Raw genomic sequence first — 17,028 nt, 5'->3', positions numbered from 1 at the left:
GCGGATCTTTCCCCCCGAAGGAGGACGATGTCTGTCTCGCTCGCCGCGCCGATCGCGCCGATCGCCGCCCACAACCTGCTGATCTTCCTGCTCCAGGTCGGCCTGCTCCTCCTGCTCGCCGTCGCCCTCGGCCGGCTGGCCGGCCGGTTCGGCATGCCCGCGGTCGTCGGCGAGTTGTTCGTCGGGGCGGTGCTCGGCCCGTCGTTCCTGGCCTGGGCCGCGCCGGGACTGCACGGATGGCTGTTCCCGGCCGTTCCCGAGCAGTACCACCTGCTCGACGCCGTCGGCCAGATCGGCGTGCTGCTGCTGGTCGGCCTCACCGGCATGCACATGGACATGGGGCTGGTCCGGCGGCGCGGCGTCACCGCCGCCGGGGTCAGCGCCGGCGGCCTGGTCATCCCGCCCGGCCTGGGGATCGGCGCGGGGTACGTCCTGCCGAAGGCGCTGGTTCCGGACGGCACCGACATCACCGTGTTCGCGCTGTTCCTCGGCGTGGCGATGTGCGTCAGCGCCATCCCGGTCATCGCCAAGACCCTCATCGACATGAAACTGCTGCACCGCAACGTCGGGCAGCTCACGCTCACCGCAGGCATGCTCGACGACGCGTTCGGCTGGTTCATGTTGTCGATCGTCAGCGCGATGGCGGTCGACGCGGTGTCCACCGGCACCGTGCTCACCTCGCTCGCCTACCTGGTCGCCATCGTCGCCTTCGCGCTCACCCTCGGCCGTCCGCTGGTCCGGGGCGCGCTGCGGATCGCCGGCAGGTCCGACGACCCCGGGCTCACCGTCGCCGCCGTCGCCGTCCTGATCCTGCTCGCCGGGGCCGGCACGCACGCCCTCGGCCTGGAGGCGGTCTTCGGGGCGTTCCTCTGCGGCATCCTGATCGGCACCGCGGGCAACGTGGACCCGGCCAGGATCGCCCCCCTGCGCACCGTCGTCCTGTCGGGTTTCGCGCCGATCTTCTTCGCCACGGCCGGGCTGCGGATGGACCTGACCGCGCTGGCCCGTCCCGAGGTGCTGCTCGCCGGGCTCGCGGTGCTCGCCCTCGCCGTCGTCGGCAAGTTCGCCGGAGCGTACGCCGGCGCGCGGCTGAGCGGCCTGAACAGGTGGGAAGGGCTGGCGCTCGGCGCCGGGCTGAACGCGCGGGGAGTCATCGAGGTCGTCGTGGCCATGGTCGGCCTGCGGCTGGGCATTCTCAGCGTGGAGGTCTACACGATCGTGATCCTCGTCGCGATCGTCACCTCGCTGATGGCCCCGCCGATCCTGCGGTTCGCGATGTCGCGCGTGGAGCAGACCGCCGAGGAGCAGGTACGCGAGTCCCAGCACCAGGCGTGGACCACGCACCCGGCGGCCACGGGCCGCAACGAGCAGATCCGCTGAACGCACCCGGCAGCCAAGGGCATTGGACGATCTGGACCGCCGAGATCGGCCGAAGCTACCTTCACGATGTTCGCCATGACCCGCGAAAGGTGAGACCGATGGCCGCGTCACAGGTCAAGCAGGTACTCCGTAGCAAGCTCAGGACATGGGGGTGGATGTATCGATGACGATCAGCATCGCACCGGACGAGGAACTGGCCGCCGTCACCGGACCGGCCGAGATCACCAGGTTCGCCGGCGTGGGGACCGCCGTGTCGGCCACGTCGTACTCGCAGCCCGAACTGCTCGACATCCTCGACGTCGAGGACCCCAGGATCCGATCGATCTTCCTGAACAGCGCGATCGATCGGCGTTTCCTCACGCTTCCGCCCGAGGACCCCGGCGGGGGGCGCGTGGCGGAACCGCAGGGCGACCTCCTGGACAAACACAAGAAGATCGCCGTCGACATGGGCTGCCGGGCGCTGGAGTCGTGCCTGAAGTCGGCGGGCGCGACCCTGTCCGACCTGCGTCACCTGTGCTGCGTCACCTCGACCGGCTTCCTGACCCCCGGGCTGAGCGCGCTGATCATCCGTGAGCTGGGCATCGACCCCCACTGCAGCCGTTCGGACATCGTGGGCATGGGCTGCAACGCCGGCCTGAACGCCCTCAATCTGGTCGCGGGCTGGTCCGCCGCGCATCCGGGCGAGCTCGGCGTCGTCCTGTGCGCCGAGGCGTGCTCGGCCGCCTACGCCCTGGACGGCACCATGCGCACCGCCGTGGTCAACAGCCTGTTCGGCGACGGCGCCGCCGCCCTCGCCGTCGTCTCCGGCGACGGGGACGTGCCCGGCCCGCGGGTCCTGAAGTTCGCGAGCTACGTCATCACCGACGCGATCGAGGCGATGCGCTACGACTGGGACCGCGACCAGGAACGGTTCAGCTTCTTCCTCGACCCGCAGATCCCGTACGTGGTCGGCGCGCACGCCGAGATCGTCGTCGACAGGCTGCTGTCCGGCACCGGGCTGCGCCGCAGCGACATCGGCCACTGGCTGGTGCACTCCGGCGGCAAGAAGGTGATCGACGCCGTCGTCGTCAACCTCGGCCTGAGCCGGCACGACGTACGCCACACCACGGGTGTGCTGCGCGACTACGGGAACCTGTCCAGCGGTTCCTTCCTCTTCTCCTACGAGCGACTCGCCGAGGAGGGCGTGGCCCGGTCCGGGGACCACGGCGTGCTCATGACCATGGGGCCCGGCTCCACGATCGAAATGGCGCTGATCAGATGGTGAGGAACGCGGAGATGAACGGCGAGCTGAACGGCGGACTGACACTGCGTCTCGAGGGCATCCGGCCGCTGCCGGTCGAGGAGCTGAACGACCTGTGCGACCGCGCCGAGGATCGCCGGGAATCCGGGCCGGTCACCGTCCGGGTCACGGGTGTGCCGGCCGACGGCTGGTCGAAGGACCTGACGGTCGGCCTGGTCTCCAAATGGGAACGCGCGGTACGCCGGTTCGAACGGCTCGGCCGGCTCACGGTCGCGGCGGGTTCGGGCGACTGCGCCGGGCCGGCGCTGGACGTCCTCCTCGCCGCCGACGTCCGGATCGTCGCCCCGGGCACCCGGTTGCTGCTGTCCCTGGTCGGCGGGGGCACCTGGCCGGGGATGACCGTCTACCGGCTCACCCGGCAGGCCGGCACGGCCGGCATCCGGCGGGCCGTGCTGCTCGGAGCCCCGATCGAGGCCCACCGCGCGCTCGCGCTCAACCTGGTCGACGAGGTGTCGGAGGACCCGGCGGCGACGCTGGCCGGGCTGGCCGAGGCGGCCGGCGCCCTGGACGGGACGGAGATGGCGATCCGCCGCCAGCTCATGTTCGAGGCCGGGTCGACCACCTTCGAGGACGCGCTCGGCGCCCACCTCGCCGCGGCGGACCGGGCCCTGCGCTGGGAGGCGGTGTCGTGACGACGCACTCCGCGACCCTTCCCGCGACCCCGCCGCAGGGGCCGCCGTCCGACCGCCGGGTCCTGGCGGAGGCGGCCCGGCGCGCCGACGACCTGCTCGCCGGGCTGCCGGCCCCGCCCGCCCGGGACGCCGCGCAGCACGAGGCCGCGTCCACGGCGCTGGACGGGATCAGGGCGCTGCGCACGCACTACATGGAGGCGCACGCCGAGGAGATCTACGACGAGCTCACCGCCGGCCGGACCCGGTACCTGCGCATCGACGAACTCGTCTGGGCCGCCGCCACCGCCTGTCCCGGGCTGGTGCCCACGGATGAGCAGATGGCGGACGAGCGTTCGCGTAAGCAGGCGGACAAGGAAGGGCGCGAGATCGATCAGGGCATCTTCCTGCGCGGGATCCTGCGTGCCCCGAAGGCCGGTCCGCACCTGCTCGACGCCATGCTCCGGCCCACCCCCAGGGCCCTTCGGCTGCTGCCGGAGTTCGCCGCGTCCGGGGTCGTGCGCATGGAGGCGGTCCGGCTGGAACGCCGGGACGGGGTCGCCTACCTGACCCTGTGCCGGGACGACTGCCTGAACGCCGAGGACGCCCAGCAGGTCGAGGACATGGAGACCGCGGTCGATCTGGCGCTGCTCGACCCGTCCGTACGGATGGGGCTGGTACGCGGCGGGGAGATGAGCCATCCCCGGTACCGGGGGCGCCGGGTGTTCTGCGCGGGCGTCAACCTCAAGAAGCTGAGCTCGGGCGACATCCCCCTCGTCGATTTCCTGTTGCGGCGGGAGCTGGGTTACCTCAACAAGATCGTTCGCGGGGTGTTCACGGACGGCTCGTGGCGTTCGCGGCTGATCGACAAACCCTGGATGGCGGCCGTCGACTCCTTCGCCATCGGCGGCGGGGCCCAGCTCCTCCTGGTCTTCGACCACGTGCTGGCGGCGTCCGACTCCTACATCAGCCTGCCCGCGGCGAAGGAGGGCATCATCCCCGGGGCGGCGAACTACCGGCTCACCCGCTTCACCGGGCCCCGCGTGGCCCGGCAGGTGATCCTCGGCGGCCGTCAGCTCCGGGCGGACGAGCCGGACGCCCGGACGCTCGTCGACGAGGTCGTCCCGCCGGAGGGGATGGACGCGGCGATCGAGGCCGTGCTGGCCCGCCTCGACGGGGACGCGGTACTGGCCAACCGGCGCATGGTGAACCTGGCCGAGGAGCCGCCCGAGGGGTTCGGCCGGTACATGGCCGAGTTCGCGTTGCAGCAGGCGCTGCGCATCTACGGCGCGGACGTGATCGGCAAGGTCGGCCGGTTCGGGGCGGGGCCGGCGTGACCGAGGCCCGCGTCCGGTACGAGAAGAAGCACCACGTCGCCCACGTGACGATGAACCGGCCCGGCGTGCTGAACGCGATGGACCGGCGCATGCACGAGGAGCTCGCCGAGGTCTGGGACGACGTCGAGGCCGACGACGACGTCAGGGCCGTGGTGCTGACCGGCGCGGGGACCCGCGCGTTCTCCGTCGGCCAGGACCTCAAGGAACGCGCGCGGCTGGACGAGGCGGGCGCGGGGGCCTCGACGTTCGGCAGCCGGGGCCAGCCGGGCCATCCGCGGCTGACCGACCGGTTCACGCTGTCCAAGCCGGTGGTCGCCCGGGTGCACGGTTACGCGCTGGGCGGCGGGTTCGAGCTGATGCTGGCCTGCGACATCGCCATCGCCTCCGAGGAGGCGGTGTTCGGCCTGCCGGAGGTCCGGCTCGGGCTGATCCCGGGGGCGGGCGGCGTGTTCCGGCTGCCGCGGCAACTGCCGCTGAAGGTGGCGATGGGTCACCTGCTGACCGGCCGCCGGATGGACGCGGCGACGGCCCTCCGCCACGGGCTGGTGAACGAGGTCGTGCCGGTGGACGAGCTGGACCGGTGCGTCGCGGGCTGGACCGACGGTCTCGTGCGTGCCGCGCCGCTCTCGGTCCGCGCCGTCAAGGAGGCCGCGCTGCGCTCGCTCGACCTCCCGCTGGAGGAGGCGTTCAGCACGTCGTACGGGTGGGAGGAACGTCGCCGGCGGAGCGCGGACGCGACCGAGGGCGTACGGGCCTTCACCGAGAAACGGGATCCCGTCTGGACGGGCCGCTAGCGGCCGGCGACGACTTTTCCGGGGAAAGCGCTTTTCCCAGCTAATTGAGCAACCCTCATGAAATGCCGCGCAAGCGGCTGGTGCGAACAGCCTTCGGCGGGTTGCGGTCATTGCCGGCCCGCTTTTGGTCATGGCCGGAATCAAGATCATCGTCGAGAGGGGATCCCGCCCGCGAACCTCCGGCGGGCCTCCGGGCCGAGCAGGGGAGACGCGCGTCGGCGACCTGGTCAGGGATGCTCTCGGGGGCTCTCGCCGCCGGGATCCCGGGGGCTCCTGACAGGCGGTGGCCACCGAAAGTAGGGGGGGGTTTGTCCAGAATAGGGGGTGGTTGAGGGATGTTACCCCCAATTAATATCCCCTAGAACGGCCTAAAAACCGAACATCGGAGTGGTTGGAATGCTAACGGGAAGCGTTCTGCAATTCGATGCGGTGCACGGCTACGGGTTCGTCGCGCCGGACGGCGGCGGGGGAGACGTATTCCTGCACACATCGGTGTTCGACGGGGACAGGGACAGGCAGGCGTACACGGTCCGTCTGCACGGGGTGCAAAAACAAACGATGACCATGAATTCCACGCCGCGCAGAGAGCCGGCGAAGCGCGGACGGACGGCATCCTCGCGCGCTCGGAATCGTCGGGCGAGCTGACGGAGCTCCTGCTGGAGGAGGCTCCGGGCCTGACCGGGGACCAGCCGCCGCGGGCGCGGCGGGAAATGGTCGAATTTGCCAAGAAGCACGGCTGGGTTGACATCTGAACGCCCGGCTTTCCCAGGTGATGGGAAATCCAACGGAGGCTAGGTGGATCCGACGAGAGTTGACATAGTCGCTCTCCCGGTCGTCGAAATCGAGCTGTCCCGGCTGTCTTCCGTGTGCTCGCCCCGCACTTCGGGCGAGGATCCGGAACACGTCGAGAGACTGTTGTCGGCACAAGGGGAGCTGCCCCCCATTCTCGTTCACCGACCGACCATGCGGGTGATCGACGGCCTGCACCGGTTGACGGTGGCACGAGTCAGGGGCGACACGAAAATCGCGGTGAGGTTCGTCGACGGCACCGAGTCGGACGCGTTCGTCCTGGCCGTCGAGGCGAACGTACGGCACGGTCTGCCGCTCTCGCTCGCCGATCGCAAGCGCGCGGCGGTCCAGATCATCGGGACGCATCCGCAGTGGTCCGATCGGAGAGTGGCCTCGGCGACCGGCATCTCCGCAGGCACGGTGGCCGACCTGCGCAGACGTGCGGGAGAAGGGGGAGGCGAGGCCAGGATCGGGCGGGACGGGCGCATCCGTCCGGTCGACGGTTCGGAGGGGAGGCGGCTGGCGGCCGAGCTCATCCGCGGCGACCCGGGGTTGTCGCTCCGGCAGGTCGCCAGGCAGGCGGGCATCTCCCCGGAGACGGTCCGGGACGTACGGGGACGGCTGGAACGCGGCGAGAGCCTGATCCCGGACGGAAGCAGGAAGACACCGGCCAAGCCGCAACCGCTGCGCTGGGCGGAGCCCGACTTCGGCGGCGCCGTGGACCGGAACCGGCTCGCCGTGCTGGAACGGCTCAAGGCCGATCCCGCGCTGCGGCTGACCGAGACCGGCCGGATCCTGTTGCGGATGCTCTCCATGCACTCCATCGACAGACGGGAGTGGGCACGGATCCTGCACGGTGTCCCGCCGCATTGGGGCAGCGTGGTCGCCGGGTTCGCCAGGGACCACGCCCAGGTCTGGGCGGAATTCGCCGATCGCCTGGAGAAGCGGACGACCGATCTGGCGGCGGGATGATCGCGTAGCGCATGATGGACGAACGGAGACCGTAACAAAATCGGGCACACCGACCATCGCCACGTCAGGGGAACTCTCGGGGGAAAGGTAAAGGGTGCTGCACGGGCGAGATCGTGAACTGGAGATTTTAACCGAAATGCTCCATTCCACCGCGGCCGGCCGCGGTGGAATGGCCGTCATCACGGGCCCTGTGGCCGGCGGGAAGACCGCCGTCCTGGACGAACTGGGCGCGAGGTCCGCCGCGGCGGGGGTCCGGCTCGTCCGCGCCGGATGCACACCGGCGGAGCGCACGCTGGACTGGGGGGTCGCCGACCAGATCCTCGGCCGGGGGGCCGCGGAACGGCTGACCGCCCACGGAGGGAGCGACGCGGTCGAGGAGGTCTGCGCCTCCCTGCTCGGCATGACCGTGGAACACCCGATCCTCCTGACCATCGACAACGTGGACCTCGCCGACGACTCGTCCCTGCGGGCCATCCTGGCCGTCGCGCCGCGGCTGGCCACCGCCGGGATGATGATCGCCGTCACCGTCTGCCCGGACCGGCTGCCGGTCCGGCACGCCCACGTCGCCGAGACCGTGCTGCGCGTGCCGGGCATCCGGCTGGTCGAGCTGCCGCTCCTGTCCCGGTCGGCGGTACGGCGGCTCGCCGTCGAACATCTGGGCGCCGAGGTGGCCGGACAGGTCGCCGACGACCTTCACCGCTTCAGCGGCGGCAGCCCGCTGCTGGTACGGGCGCTCATCGACGACCAGGAGGCCGGCGCACTCGGACTCGTGGCCGGCGACTGCTTCGTGAGCGCGGTGACCGGCTGCGTCCACGGTTGCGAGCCGGAGGCCATCCGGGTCGCGGAGGCGGTGGCCGTGCTGGACGAGCACGCCACGCCGGACGCGGTGGGCGAGCTCGCGGGAGTCGGCCCGGCCGCCGCCGACCGCTCGATGGGGACGCTGGAGCGCGCCGGGCTGCTGACCGGAGGGCGTTTCCGGCACGAGACGGGCCGCCTGTCGGTGCTCGGGCGCATGGCCTCCTACGGCCGGGAGGAACTGCTCCTGCGCACCGCGAAGATCCTGCACCGGCAGGGGAGCCCGCCGTCGACCGTGGCCGCGTACCTGCTGGAGGCGGGCTGGTCGGGTGAGGAGTGGGCCTTCGGCGTGCTCGTCGAGGCCGGACGCCAGGCGTTGCGCGAGGGCAGCCCCGTCGCGGCGTGGAGATACCTGCGGCTCGCCCTGGAGTTCGGCCGGGGGCAACCCGGCTGGCTGGACATGAAGGTGATGCTGGCCGCGGCGGAGTGGCGCGTCAATCCGGCGGCGGCGGCGTACCATCTGCCCGACCTGCTCGACGCCGCGCGCTCGGGCGCGTTACGCGGACCGGCCGCGGTCGAGGTGTTCCGGCAGCTTCTCTGGCACGGCCGCGTCGCCGACGCCGGGGAGCTGATCGGCCGGCTGCGCTCGAACGCCGACGAGGACATCGACACCCAGCTGATCCGGATGTGCCACATCCACCCGGCACTGCTCGACCGGCTGCCCCCGTTCACCGGCCGTACGAAGGAGCAGGCGGTCGAGGACGCGCGGCGCACCCTGCGGCTGTCGGAGCCGACCGACGAGGCGATGGACGGCATCGTGTCGGCGCTGATGGTCCTGCTGCTCGCCGGGGTGCTGGACATGGCCGCCTCCTCCTGCGACTCCCTCCTCAAGGAGCCCAGGGTGACGAACGCCCCGACCTGGAAGGCGATCATCACCGCCATCGGGGCGGAGACGGCACGCCGACGGGGAGACCTGGTGCTGGCCGCCACGCAGGCCCAGGAGGCGCTGACCACGCTGGAACCGCGCGGGTGGGGCATCGCGATCGGTGTGCCGCTCGGCACGCTGCTGCACGCCCAGATCGCGATGGGCCGCCTCGACGAGGCGAAGGCGACGCTGGGGGTGCCGGTGCCCCGCGAGATGGCGGGGACCGTCTTCGGCATCGGCTACGAGATGGCCAGGGCGTATTACCTGCTCGTCACGGAGAAGCCGCGCGCCGCCTTCGCCGGATTCCAGGCCTGCGGGCAGGCGGTCCAGCGATGGGGGGCCGCTCTGTCCCACATGTTCACCTGGCGCCTCGGCGCGGCCTGCGCGCCGCGGCGGCTGGGGTGGCACCGCAGGGCGGCCGAACTGGTGACCGCCCAGCTCGTCGACAACCCGCTCGGCGACCTGCGGACGACCGGGAGCGCCCTGCGCCTGCTCGCCCGGGTGAGCGAGCCGGGCCGGCGCCAGCGGTTGCTGGCGCGCTCCCTGGCCGCGCTCGAAGCCGCCCAGGACCGCTACGAGCTGGCCCGGACCCTCGCCGCCCTCGCCGGTCACCACCGGCTGTACGGCGGCAAGGACGAGGCCCGCTCCTACCGCGTCCGCGCGCAGACGCTGGCCCGAGAATGCCACGCCGAGCCGCTGCTCAGGATGTTGTCCGCGGAGCACGACCACGGCGAGGAGGTGGCCCCGCTGACCGGCGCGGAACGGCGCGTGGCCGTGCTCGCCGCGCGCGGGCAGACCAACCGGGAGATCGCCGAGGCGCTCTACATCACGCGCAGCACGGTCGAGCAACATCTCACCCGGATTTACCGCAAGCTCAACGTGCAGGCCCGCGGAGACCTGGGCGACCTGTTCGCCATCGACGGCGTGAAGAAGGCGGAGACCAGGGCCGACCGCGAGCCACGTGAGGCCGTGGAGTTGTGAGGCGGGTCCGGGCCGTCGCGGGCGCCGTCCAGGTGGACGCCGACGAGCGGGCGGCGATCGTCGAGGCGACGATGGAGCTGGTCGCCGAGACGATGGACCGCAACGGGCTGACGACGGACGACGTGATCAGCGTGATCTTCACGGCGACGCCCGACCTCACCGCCGAGTTCCCCGCCGTGGCGGCGCGCAAGCTCGGCTTCCACGACGTGCCGCTGCTCTGCGCGACCGAGATCGCCGTGCCGGGGGCGCTGCCCCGGGTGGTCCGGCTGCTGGCCCACGTCGAGACCGGACGCCCGCGTTCCGCGATCCGGCACGTCTACCTGCGCGGCGCGGCGGCGTTGCGGCCGGACGTCGTTCCATGAGCACGGATCAGGCGAGGGTCAGGAAGAGCTTCTCCAGCTCCTCCTGTGTCATCGGCGGGCCGTCCGGGCCGCCTGTGAGGCACTGACGCATCCCGCTCGCCACGATCGTGAACCCGGCCCGGTCCAGGGCCCGGGAGACGGCGGCGAGCTGGGTCACGACGTCCTTGCAGTCGCGGCCCGACTCCACCATCGCGATCACGGCGGCGAGCTGCCCCTGGGCCCGTCGCAGGCGGTTCAGGACAGGTCGCGTCGAGTCGTCGTCTATCCGCATGGCGAGCCCGGTGTCGTCGTCGGCGCGTGCGCGCGGGCCGACCTCGCGGCCCGCCACCGGGCGGCGACCGCCGCGGCCAGTACGGCCCCCACCCCCGCCCACGTGACCGGATGCGTCCAGACGGCGGCGTCGAGCTGCTGGACGAGCACGAAGACGCCCATGACGACGACGAACCAGCCGAACGCCGTGCGCAGCGCGTCCTGCGGGATGCGGCCCGCGAGCCGGCCGCCGGCCAGGCTGCCGACCACCGCGGCGGCCGTCACGGTCACGGCGAGAGGCCAGTCGATCGCCACGCCCGCCAGGTGCCCGGCGAGCCCGGCGAAGGACTTCATCGCGATGACGAGCAGCGAGGTGCCGACCGCGACGCCCATCGGCAGCCCGCCGAGCAGGGCCAGGGCCGGGACGACGAGGAAACCGCCGCCCGAGCCGACCAGCCCGGTCACCGCGCCGACGACCAGGCCCTCCACCGCGATGTGCTTCAGGGGCAGGTCGGCGGGCCGTGCCCGCTCGCGGGCGCGCCGGGGCCCGCGGAGCATCGCGACCGCCGTGGCCAGCATCATCAGGGCGAAGGCGATGAGCAGGACCGTGCCAGGGACGTACTCGGCCAGCCGGCCGCCGCCGTACGCCCCGGCCATGCTGAACGCGCCGAACAGCAGCCCGGTGCGCCAGCGGATCCGCCGGGCCCGCGCGTGCGGGACCAGCGCGGCCAGGCTGGTGACGCCGACCACGAACAGCGAGGTGGCGATGGCCTCCTTGGTGCCCTGCCCGGCCAGGTAGACCAGGATCGGCACCGTCAGGATCGAGCCGCCGCCGCCGAGCACGCCCAGGCTGACGCCGACGAGCAGGGACGCCGCGACGACCAGAGCGGTCACGAGGTGCTCCGCAGCTCCGCGATCACCGTGCGGATGTCGGGACGCGGCCCGCGGTTGTACGGCAGCCTCGACAGCAGGACGCCCATGGCACAGGAGTTGCTGACGGCCGCGTACGTCAGGCCGGCGCCGATCGCGGTGCCGATCAGGTGCGCGCCGGGCACGAACACCCCGACGAGGCCGGTGACCAGGACGATCGAGCCCGCCACGAGCCGGACCTGGCGTTCCATGTCCCACCGCTCGGGCCCCCGCTCGACCGGCGCGCCGGCGGCCTCCCAGGCGACGACGCCGCCCTCCAGGACACGCAGGTTCGGCAGGCCGGCCTCGGCGAGGGCCTGCTCGGCCTGGGCGCCGCGGGCCCCGGAACGGCAGACGAGCACGACGTCCTCGTCGAGGTGGGCCGTCAGCTCGGCCCGGTGCTCGCGCAGGGTCGCCAGCGGCACGTTGTACGAGCCCGGGATGTGCACCGTACGGAACTCGGCGGGCGTGCGCACGTCGAGCAGGCGCGGCGCCCGCCCCTCCTGGACGAGCCGATGCAGTACGGCGGGGGAGAGGGACAGGGAGGGAGTGGTGCTCATGCGAGATTCCATTTCGATGGTAGAAAAATACCCAGGGGGGTATCGTGCGGAGCCCCTGCGGGCAGGGCGGGGGCGGGAGTGGGGAGTCGGTCAGGCGGCGGCCGGGGCCGCCGACAGGGCCCAGGCGGCGTAACCGCCGAGGACGTCGGAGACGTCCCGGAAGCCGCGGTGGCGCAGCAGGCTCGCCGCGATGGAGGACCGGTGGCCGCCCGCGCAGTGCAGGACCAGCGGCCGGTCGGCGGGCAGCTCGCCGCTGCGCGCGGGCAGCTCGCTCAGGGGGATGTGCACGGCCGAGCCGATGAACCCGTTCGCCTCGCGCTCGCCGTCGGTGCGGACGTCCACGACGACGGGCGGGGTGTCACCGGCGAGGGCGGCGCGCAGTTGCGCGGCGGTCAGGCGGCTGGCCGGGGCGACCTCGTCGGCGAGCCTCCGCAGCGCGTCCTCGGGGTTGCGCAGGTAGCCCGCGACGCGGTCGAAGCCGATCCGGGCGAGGCGGGTGACGACCTCCTCCTCCCGGTCCTGCGGCGCCAGGACGACCAGCTCGGCGGCCGGGTCGAGCACGGTGCCCGCCTGTTCGGCGAAGCGCCCGTCGGCGGGCACGTTCACCGCGCCGCGCAGGTGTCCGGCGGCGAAGTCCTGCGGGTCGCGGGCGTCCACCACGACCGTCCCGGCGGCCCGCAGCCCGGTGAACTCGGCGAGGGCCAGCGGGCGCGGGGCCGCCGAGGCGTCGTAGCGGGCCCGGTCCTTGCGGTTGAGCTCGGCGTCGTAGGCGAAGTAGCCGGGCGCGGCCGGCTGTCCGGCGGTGACGAGCGCGACGAACGTGTCCCGGTCCATCGGCGCGCAGGCGTAGTTGGTGGCCCGCTGCTCGCCGATGGTCGACTGCCGCTCGGTCGAGAGGTTCTTGCCGCAGGCGGAGCCGGCGCCGTGCGCGGGGAAGACCCGCACCTCGTCGGCCAGGCCCATGAGCTTGTTCTGCACGCTGTCGTACAACATCGCGCCCAGTTCCCCGGAGGTCACGCCGACGGAGGCGAGCAGGTCAGGGCGGCCGACGTCCCCGATGAACAGCGCGTCGCCGGTCAGCACCCCGTACGGGACCGGGTCCCCGGCCCGTTCGTAGACCAGGACGCTGATCGACTCCGGGGTGTGCCCGGGCGTCTCCATGATCTCCAGGGTGACGTCCCCGAGGGAGATCCGCTCACCGTCGGCGAGCTTGCGGATCGGGTACTCGGTCTCGGCGCGCCGGCCGTAGCCGATCCAGGCGCCGGTGTTGTCGGCCATCTCCAGGTGACCGGCGACGAAGTCGGCGTGGAAGTGGGTGTTGACGACGCCCACGACGGTGAAGCCGTGCGCGCGGGCGTCGGCCAGGTACTCGGAGACGTCCCGGCGGGGGTCGACGACCACCGCCCGGCCGGTCCGCTCGTCGGCGATCATGTACGACGCCTGCGAGAGACAGTCCAGGTAGTACTGGGTGAAGAACACAGCAGTCCCTTTCCTTCGTGCGGAAACGCGCCCCCAGGAGGGGCGAGAGGGGCCCGGATACGGACGGCGCGCCGTGGGCGGCCCCGGCTGCGATACCCCCTCGGGTATCTACGTACCCGACAGTAGGTTGTTCTGGAGGAACCTGTCAAATACCCCCCCAGGTATCCCGTGGGTCCCCATCAGAATACCTGGGGGGGTATGGTGACCTGGTCATACGTCCCCTCTCGCTCAGGACGCCGCCCCCACGACCTCGCTTCAGGCACGAAGGAACACCCGCCCGTGAAGACCACCCCCGCGTCCGCCCCGCCCGTACGCCTCGGGCTCCGGGAGAACCGGCTCCAGTTCTCCCTGCTGGTCGTCGTCAACGTCGCCGTCGGCGGCCTGGTCGGCCTGGAACGCACCACGGTCCCGCTCATCGGCACCGAGACCTTCGGCCTGACCAGCGACCTCGCCGTCTTCTCCTTCATCGTCGCCTTCGGCCTCACCAAGGCGCTCACCAACCTGGCCGCCGGAGCCCTGACCGCCCGGTTCCGCCGCAGGCAGCTCCTCGTCGCCGGCTGGCTGATCGGCGTCCCCGTCCCGTTCGCGCTGGCCTGGGCGCCCTCCTGGGGGTGGATCGTGGCGGCCAACGTGCTGCTCGGCCTCAACCAGGGCCTGACCTGGTCGATGACGGTCAACATGAAGATCGACCTCGTCGGGCCCGCCCGGCGCGGCCTGGCCACAGGCCTCAACGAGGCCGCCGGGTACACCGCCGTCGGCGCCACCGCCCTGCTCACCGGCTACCTCGCCACCGGTTACGGGTTGCGTCCCGTCCCCGAACTCGTCGGCGCCGTCTTCGTCGCGGCCGGTCTGGCCCTGGCTCTGGTGGTCCGCGACACCGCCGCCCACGTGGCCCTGGAGCTCGAACGGCACCCGCCGCCCGCCGGCGAGCGTGTGGGATTGGCGGCCGCGTTCGCCCGTACGTCCTGGCGCGACCGGTCGTTGCGCGGCGTCAGCCAGGCGGGGCTCGTCAACAACCTGAACGACGGCCTCACCTGGGGCGTCTTCCCCCTCCTGTTCACCGACCACGGCCTCGGCCTGGCCGCCGTCGGCCTGATCAAGGGCCTGTACCCGCTCCTGTGGGGCCTCGGCCAGATCCCGGCAGGCCACCTCGCCGACCGCCTCGGCCGCAAACCGCTCATCGTCACCGGCATGCTCGTCCAGGCCGCCGGGCTCGTCCTCGCCCTCGTCCTGCTGGACAGCCCCTTGCTCGCCGGGATCCTGTCCGCGGTCGCCCTCGGGCTCGGCACCGCCATGGTCTACCCCGCCCTCATCGCCGCCGTCTCCGACCACGCCCACCCCGCCTGGCGGGCCAACGCGCTGGGCGCCTACCGCTTCTGGCGCGACATCGGCTACGCCGCCGGGGCCCTCGTCGCCGGCGTCCTCGCCGACGCGCTCGGCCTCGACGCCACGGTCGTCGCCGCCGCCGTCCTCACCGCCGCCTCCGGCCTGCTCGCCGCCCGCTGGATCGCCTGACGCGGACGCCGGACCGGGCGCTCAGGCGACGGGCCGGGCGTAGAGGGAGAAGGACTTGTCGCGTACGGGCCCCCGGGTCAGGCCCATGCACAACAGAGGACCGGCACCGGGCGACACGAGCACGGCGAGCCCTTCGGGTTCGCGGGGCACGAGATCCCTGGCGGTGGCGTCCAGGAAGTGCTGCTCCACCTTCCCGCTGGGCAGGTGCAGGCGGTACAGGCGGATGTTCCCGCGCGAACTCCTGGGGTTGGCGGGCCCGTACGCGCTGCCGAGGAGCTGGTAGGCGTGGTCCCCGCGCAGGGCCATGCCCTGGAACGGCAGCCCGAGGCCGGCGCCCGGCTGCGGCAGGTCGGCGAGCGGGCGGAGGTCGCCGGCGGCCAGGCGGCCCGTGTCCAGGAGCCGGAGGCGGGGCGTGCCCGCGAGCTTGTAGCGCAGCAGCAACCGGCCGGTGCCGGGATCGACGGTGGGGGCGTTGCTGGTCGAGCCGGGCAGCGGCCGGTAGACGGTCAGGCCGCGGGTGCCGGAGGTCAGGACGGCGCCGTCGACGAAGGGGAACCGGCAGATGCCGCGGCCGTACCCCGAGGCCGGGCTGGCGTCCCACTCGGTCCACACCACGGTGTCGCCGCCCGCGGTCCGCTGCACGCCCAGGGCGCCGCCGTGGCCGAAGCCCAGCAGGTACATCGTGCCGTTGAGGACGCCGTCCAGGGTCAGCCGGTTCAGGCACAGGTCGCCGCGCCGGGCCCGTTGGGCGTGGGTGCGGGCGCTGCGTTCGGTGTCCAGGCGTACGCCGCCCTGCATGAGCTGCAGCGCGTACAGGTGCCCGTTCCGCTCGTCGAAGGCGAAGGACTGCAGAACGGTGCTGTGCAGGAGGCGTCCGCCCCGGAGCAGGACGCGTCCGGCGGTGTCCAGGCTCTGGGCGTCGGTCCCGGACGACACCGCCACGGCGGGGGGTGGCGAGAGGGGCATCGCGGCGGCGAGCGCGGCGGTCGCGCCGAGACGCAGCGCGTCGCGGCGGCTCAGCGGCGCCATGAGGTCTTCCCGGCGGTGACGGCCTTCGCGGGGACGGCGTCCGTACGCGCCCCGGGGAGGCGGGTGCCGCTGAGGACGTAATAGGCCGGGACGAACCCGGGCCCGTCGGCGAGGCGGTACCAGCGCGGATCGCCGTGGACGCGGCCGCCGCGCACCTCGCGGGCGAGGTCCACGAGGCTGCCGGGCGGGCATCGGCGGATGACGGCGAATCCGGCCCCGGGCCCGACCCGTACGGCCAGCGCGGCACGACCGGCCGTCACCCGCCCCTGCGCGTGCGTCCTGGCGGCGACCAGCAGGGAGACGGTTGGGACGGGGGCCGTTCGTCGGGCCAGGGCGGGCGGCGCGGCGGGAGGCGAGATCGTGACAAGGGCGGCGACCAGCACGATCGGGCGCAGAAATCTGGGATTCATCGAGACCTCCTGAAGAGGCGACAGATTGTTACTCCCCGACCACGCACTGGCTCAAACATCTGTACATATGTTCAGATGGGTCTGCCCGCGTGCGTCGAACCTTGTTCGTCCGGCGTGCGTACCTCGCCACGACAGGGCCCGGCGGGCGCCCCGCCCGTGCCCGCGACCCGCGCGCTGAGCCTGGAGGAGATCGCGACGACGATCGGCTGCCCGCCGGCCATCCAGGTGGACGCCGCCGAACTGCGGCAGGCCGCCTGTACGGCCGCCGCCGGCCGCTACGTCATCGTCACCTTCGTCACCGACAAGGGCGCAGCGCCTGCGCGGCAGCCTCGGCGGCCGGATCGAGGCCCCTCGGCACGGCATGGGCACGGCCATGTCCGGCGTGACCGTGCCGTCCGCCCGGCGCGCTCATTGACATTTGCCACATCAACGACACAATACACATATGAACAGCTCTTCAGGCGAGAATGTGTTGGCCGTCGACGGTTGTACCGTCAAGGTGGTCGCCGCCGACCGGGTCGCCGCCGTGCACGAGCGCATGCCCGCCGCCGAGGACCTGGCCGACACGGCCGACGTCTTCGGCCTGCTGTCCGACCAGAACCGGCTGAAGCTGCTGGTCGCCCTGCTGGACGGC

Annotated in this window: 16 protein-coding genes and 1 pseudogene; 11 read left to right on the top strand and 6 right to left on the bottom strand. The window is 72.5% G+C overall.

Annotated elements, in window-relative coordinates:
• Positions 1–27: 27 nt before the first annotated feature.
• From DMB42_RS42730 to aroH, 9 genes are all read left to right on the top strand, one after another.
• On the top strand, positions 28–1,380 hold the full coding sequence (locus DMB42_RS42730) for a cation:proton antiporter (protein ID WP_125645159.1): 1,353 nt from the start codon (positions 28–30) through the stop codon (positions 1,378–1,380).
• A 163-nt stretch (positions 1,381–1,543) separates the two neighbouring features.
• Positions 1,544–2,644, top strand: a complete 1,101-nt coding sequence (gene dpgA / locus DMB42_RS42725) for a 3,5-dihydroxyphenylacetyl-CoA synthase DpgA (protein WP_125645157.1) — start codon at positions 1,544–1,546, stop codon at positions 2,642–2,644.
• A gap of 11 nt (positions 2,645–2,655) precedes the next feature.
• Positions 2,656–3,312: an enoyl-CoA-hydratase DpgB gene (dpgB, locus tag DMB42_RS42720; RefSeq protein ID WP_260478280.1), complete on the top strand. Its 657-nt coding sequence runs from the start codon at positions 2,656–2,658 to the stop codon at positions 3,310–3,312.
• Positions 3,309–4,625 (top strand): (3,5-dihydroxyphenyl)acetyl-CoA 1,2-dioxygenase DpgC, encoded by a 1,317-nt coding sequence (dpgC, locus tag DMB42_RS42715; RefSeq protein ID WP_260478279.1) that lies wholly within the window; start codon positions 3,309–3,311, stop codon positions 4,623–4,625. Before dpgB ends, dpgC begins: the two co-directional genes overlap by 4 nt.
• On the top strand, positions 4,622–5,419 hold the full coding sequence (gene dpgD, locus DMB42_RS42710; protein WP_125645154.1) for an enoyl-CoA-hydratase DpgD: 798 nt from the start codon (positions 4,622–4,624) through the stop codon (positions 5,417–5,419). Before dpgC ends, dpgD begins: the two co-directional genes overlap by 4 nt.
• Positions 5,420–5,815: 396 nt before the next feature.
• Complete coding sequence (locus tag DMB42_RS42705) at positions 5,816–6,064, top strand: cold-shock protein (RefSeq protein WP_125645152.1); 249 nt, start codon at positions 5,816–5,818, stop codon at positions 6,062–6,064.
• Positions 6,065–6,382: 318 nt separating this feature from the next.
• On the top strand, positions 6,383–7,180 hold the full coding sequence (locus DMB42_RS42700; protein WP_396985468.1) for a streptomycin biosynthesis protein: 798 nt from the start codon (positions 6,383–6,385) through the stop codon (positions 7,178–7,180).
• A 94-nt stretch (positions 7,181–7,274) separates the two neighbouring features.
• Positions 7,275–9,881, top strand: a complete 2,607-nt coding sequence (locus DMB42_RS42695) for an AAA family ATPase (RefSeq protein ID WP_260478278.1) — start codon at positions 7,275–7,277, stop codon at positions 9,879–9,881.
• A complete protein-coding gene (gene aroH, locus DMB42_RS42690; RefSeq protein WP_125645146.1) occupies positions 9,878–10,243 on the top strand; it encodes a chorismate mutase in 366 nt (121 codons plus the stop codon). The genes DMB42_RS42695 and aroH overlap by 4 nt, the downstream gene beginning before the upstream one ends.
• A 7-nt stretch (positions 10,244–10,250) precedes the next feature.
• Here aroH and DMB42_RS42685 read toward each other — a convergent pair whose 3' ends face one another.
• The 4 genes from DMB42_RS42685 to DMB42_RS42670 form a co-directional block, all read right to left on the bottom strand.
• On the bottom strand, positions 10,251–10,514 hold the full coding sequence (locus DMB42_RS42685; protein WP_125645144.1) for a metal-sensitive transcriptional regulator: 264 nt from the start codon (positions 10,512–10,514) through the stop codon (positions 10,251–10,253).
• Positions 10,505–11,386: a sulfite exporter TauE/SafE family protein gene (locus DMB42_RS42680; RefSeq protein WP_125645142.1), complete on the bottom strand. Its 882-nt coding sequence runs from the start codon at positions 11,384–11,386 to the stop codon at positions 10,505–10,507. The genes DMB42_RS42685 and DMB42_RS42680 overlap by 10 nt, the downstream gene beginning before the upstream one ends.
• A complete protein-coding gene (locus DMB42_RS42675) occupies positions 11,383–11,961 on the bottom strand; it encodes a rhodanese-like domain-containing protein (protein ID WP_125645140.1) in 579 nt (192 codons plus the stop codon). The genes DMB42_RS42680 and DMB42_RS42675 overlap by 4 nt, the downstream gene beginning before the upstream one ends.
• Positions 11,962–12,051: 90 nt before the next feature.
• The gene (locus tag DMB42_RS42670; protein WP_125645138.1) at positions 12,052–13,440 is read right to left on the bottom strand and encodes an MBL fold metallo-hydrolase; all 1,389 of its coding nucleotides are present in this window, start codon (positions 13,438–13,440) and stop codon (positions 12,052–12,054) included.
• Positions 13,441–13,719: 279 nt separating this feature from the next.
• Between DMB42_RS42670 and DMB42_RS42665 the strand changes: the two genes are divergently transcribed.
• Positions 13,720–14,955 (top strand): MFS transporter, encoded by a 1,236-nt coding sequence (locus DMB42_RS42665; RefSeq protein ID WP_260478277.1) that lies wholly within the window; start codon positions 13,720–13,722, stop codon positions 14,953–14,955.
• A 21-nt stretch (positions 14,956–14,976) separates the two neighbouring features.
• On the opposite strand, the gene DMB42_RS42660 is transcribed toward DMB42_RS42665, so the two are convergent.
• Both DMB42_RS42660 and DMB42_RS42655 read right to left on the bottom strand, forming a co-directional pair.
• Complete coding sequence (locus tag DMB42_RS42660; protein ID WP_125645134.1) at positions 14,977–15,984, bottom strand: teichoic acid biosynthesis protein C; 1,008 nt, start codon at positions 15,982–15,984, stop codon at positions 14,977–14,979.
• Complete coding sequence (locus tag DMB42_RS42655) at positions 15,972–16,394, bottom strand: SH3 domain-containing protein (protein ID WP_125645132.1); 423 nt, start codon at positions 16,392–16,394, stop codon at positions 15,972–15,974. The genes DMB42_RS42660 and DMB42_RS42655 overlap by 13 nt, the downstream gene beginning before the upstream one ends.
• Before the next feature lie 445 nt (positions 16,395–16,839).
• Between DMB42_RS42655 and DMB42_RS42650 the strand changes: the two are divergent.
• A pseudogene (locus tag DMB42_RS42650) lies at positions 16,840–17,028 on the top strand (transcriptional regulator); the annotation flags it as partial.

It is taken from the genome of Nonomuraea sp. WAC 01424 (assembly GCF_003947315.1).
GTDB lineage: Bacteria > Actinomycetota > Actinomycetes > Streptosporangiales > Streptosporangiaceae > Nonomuraea > Nonomuraea spiralis.
The sequence above is the reverse complement of the archived record's forward strand: the minus strand, read 5'-3'. Positions and strand labels throughout refer to the sequence as shown.

Excerpts from the sequence above, each read along its gene's own strand:
- DMB42_RS42730 (WP_125645159.1), top strand. The coding sequence starts at position 28 with ATGTCTGTCTCGCTCGCCGCGCCGATCGCGCCGATCGCCGCCCACAAC.
- dpgA (WP_125645157.1), top strand. The coding sequence starts at position 1,544 with ATGACGATCAGCATCGCACCGGACGAGGAACTGGCCGCCGTCACCGGA.
- dpgB (WP_260478280.1), top strand. The coding sequence starts at position 2,656 with ATGAACGGCGAGCTGAACGGCGGACTGACACTGCGTCTCGAGGGCATC.
- DMB42_RS42705 (WP_125645152.1), top strand. The coding sequence starts at position 5,816 with ATGCTAACGGGAAGCGTTCTGCAATTCGATGCGGTGCACGGCTACGGG.
- DMB42_RS42700 (WP_396985468.1), top strand. The coding sequence starts at position 6,383 with ATGCGGGTGATCGACGGCCTGCACCGGTTGACGGTGGCACGAGTCAGG.
- DMB42_RS42685 (WP_125645144.1), bottom strand. The coding sequence starts at position 10,514 with ATGCGGATAGACGACGACTCGACGCGACCTGTCCTGAACCGCCTGCGA.
- DMB42_RS42675 (WP_125645140.1), bottom strand. The coding sequence starts at position 11,961 with ATGAGCACCACTCCCTCCCTGTCCCTCTCCCCCGCCGTACTGCATCGG.
- DMB42_RS42660 (WP_125645134.1), bottom strand. The coding sequence starts at position 15,984 with ATGGCGCCGCTGAGCCGCCGCGACGCGCTGCGTCTCGGCGCGACCGCC.
- DMB42_RS42655 (WP_125645132.1), bottom strand. The coding sequence starts at position 16,394 with ATGAATCCCAGATTTCTGCGCCCGATCGTGCTGGTCGCCGCCCTTGTC.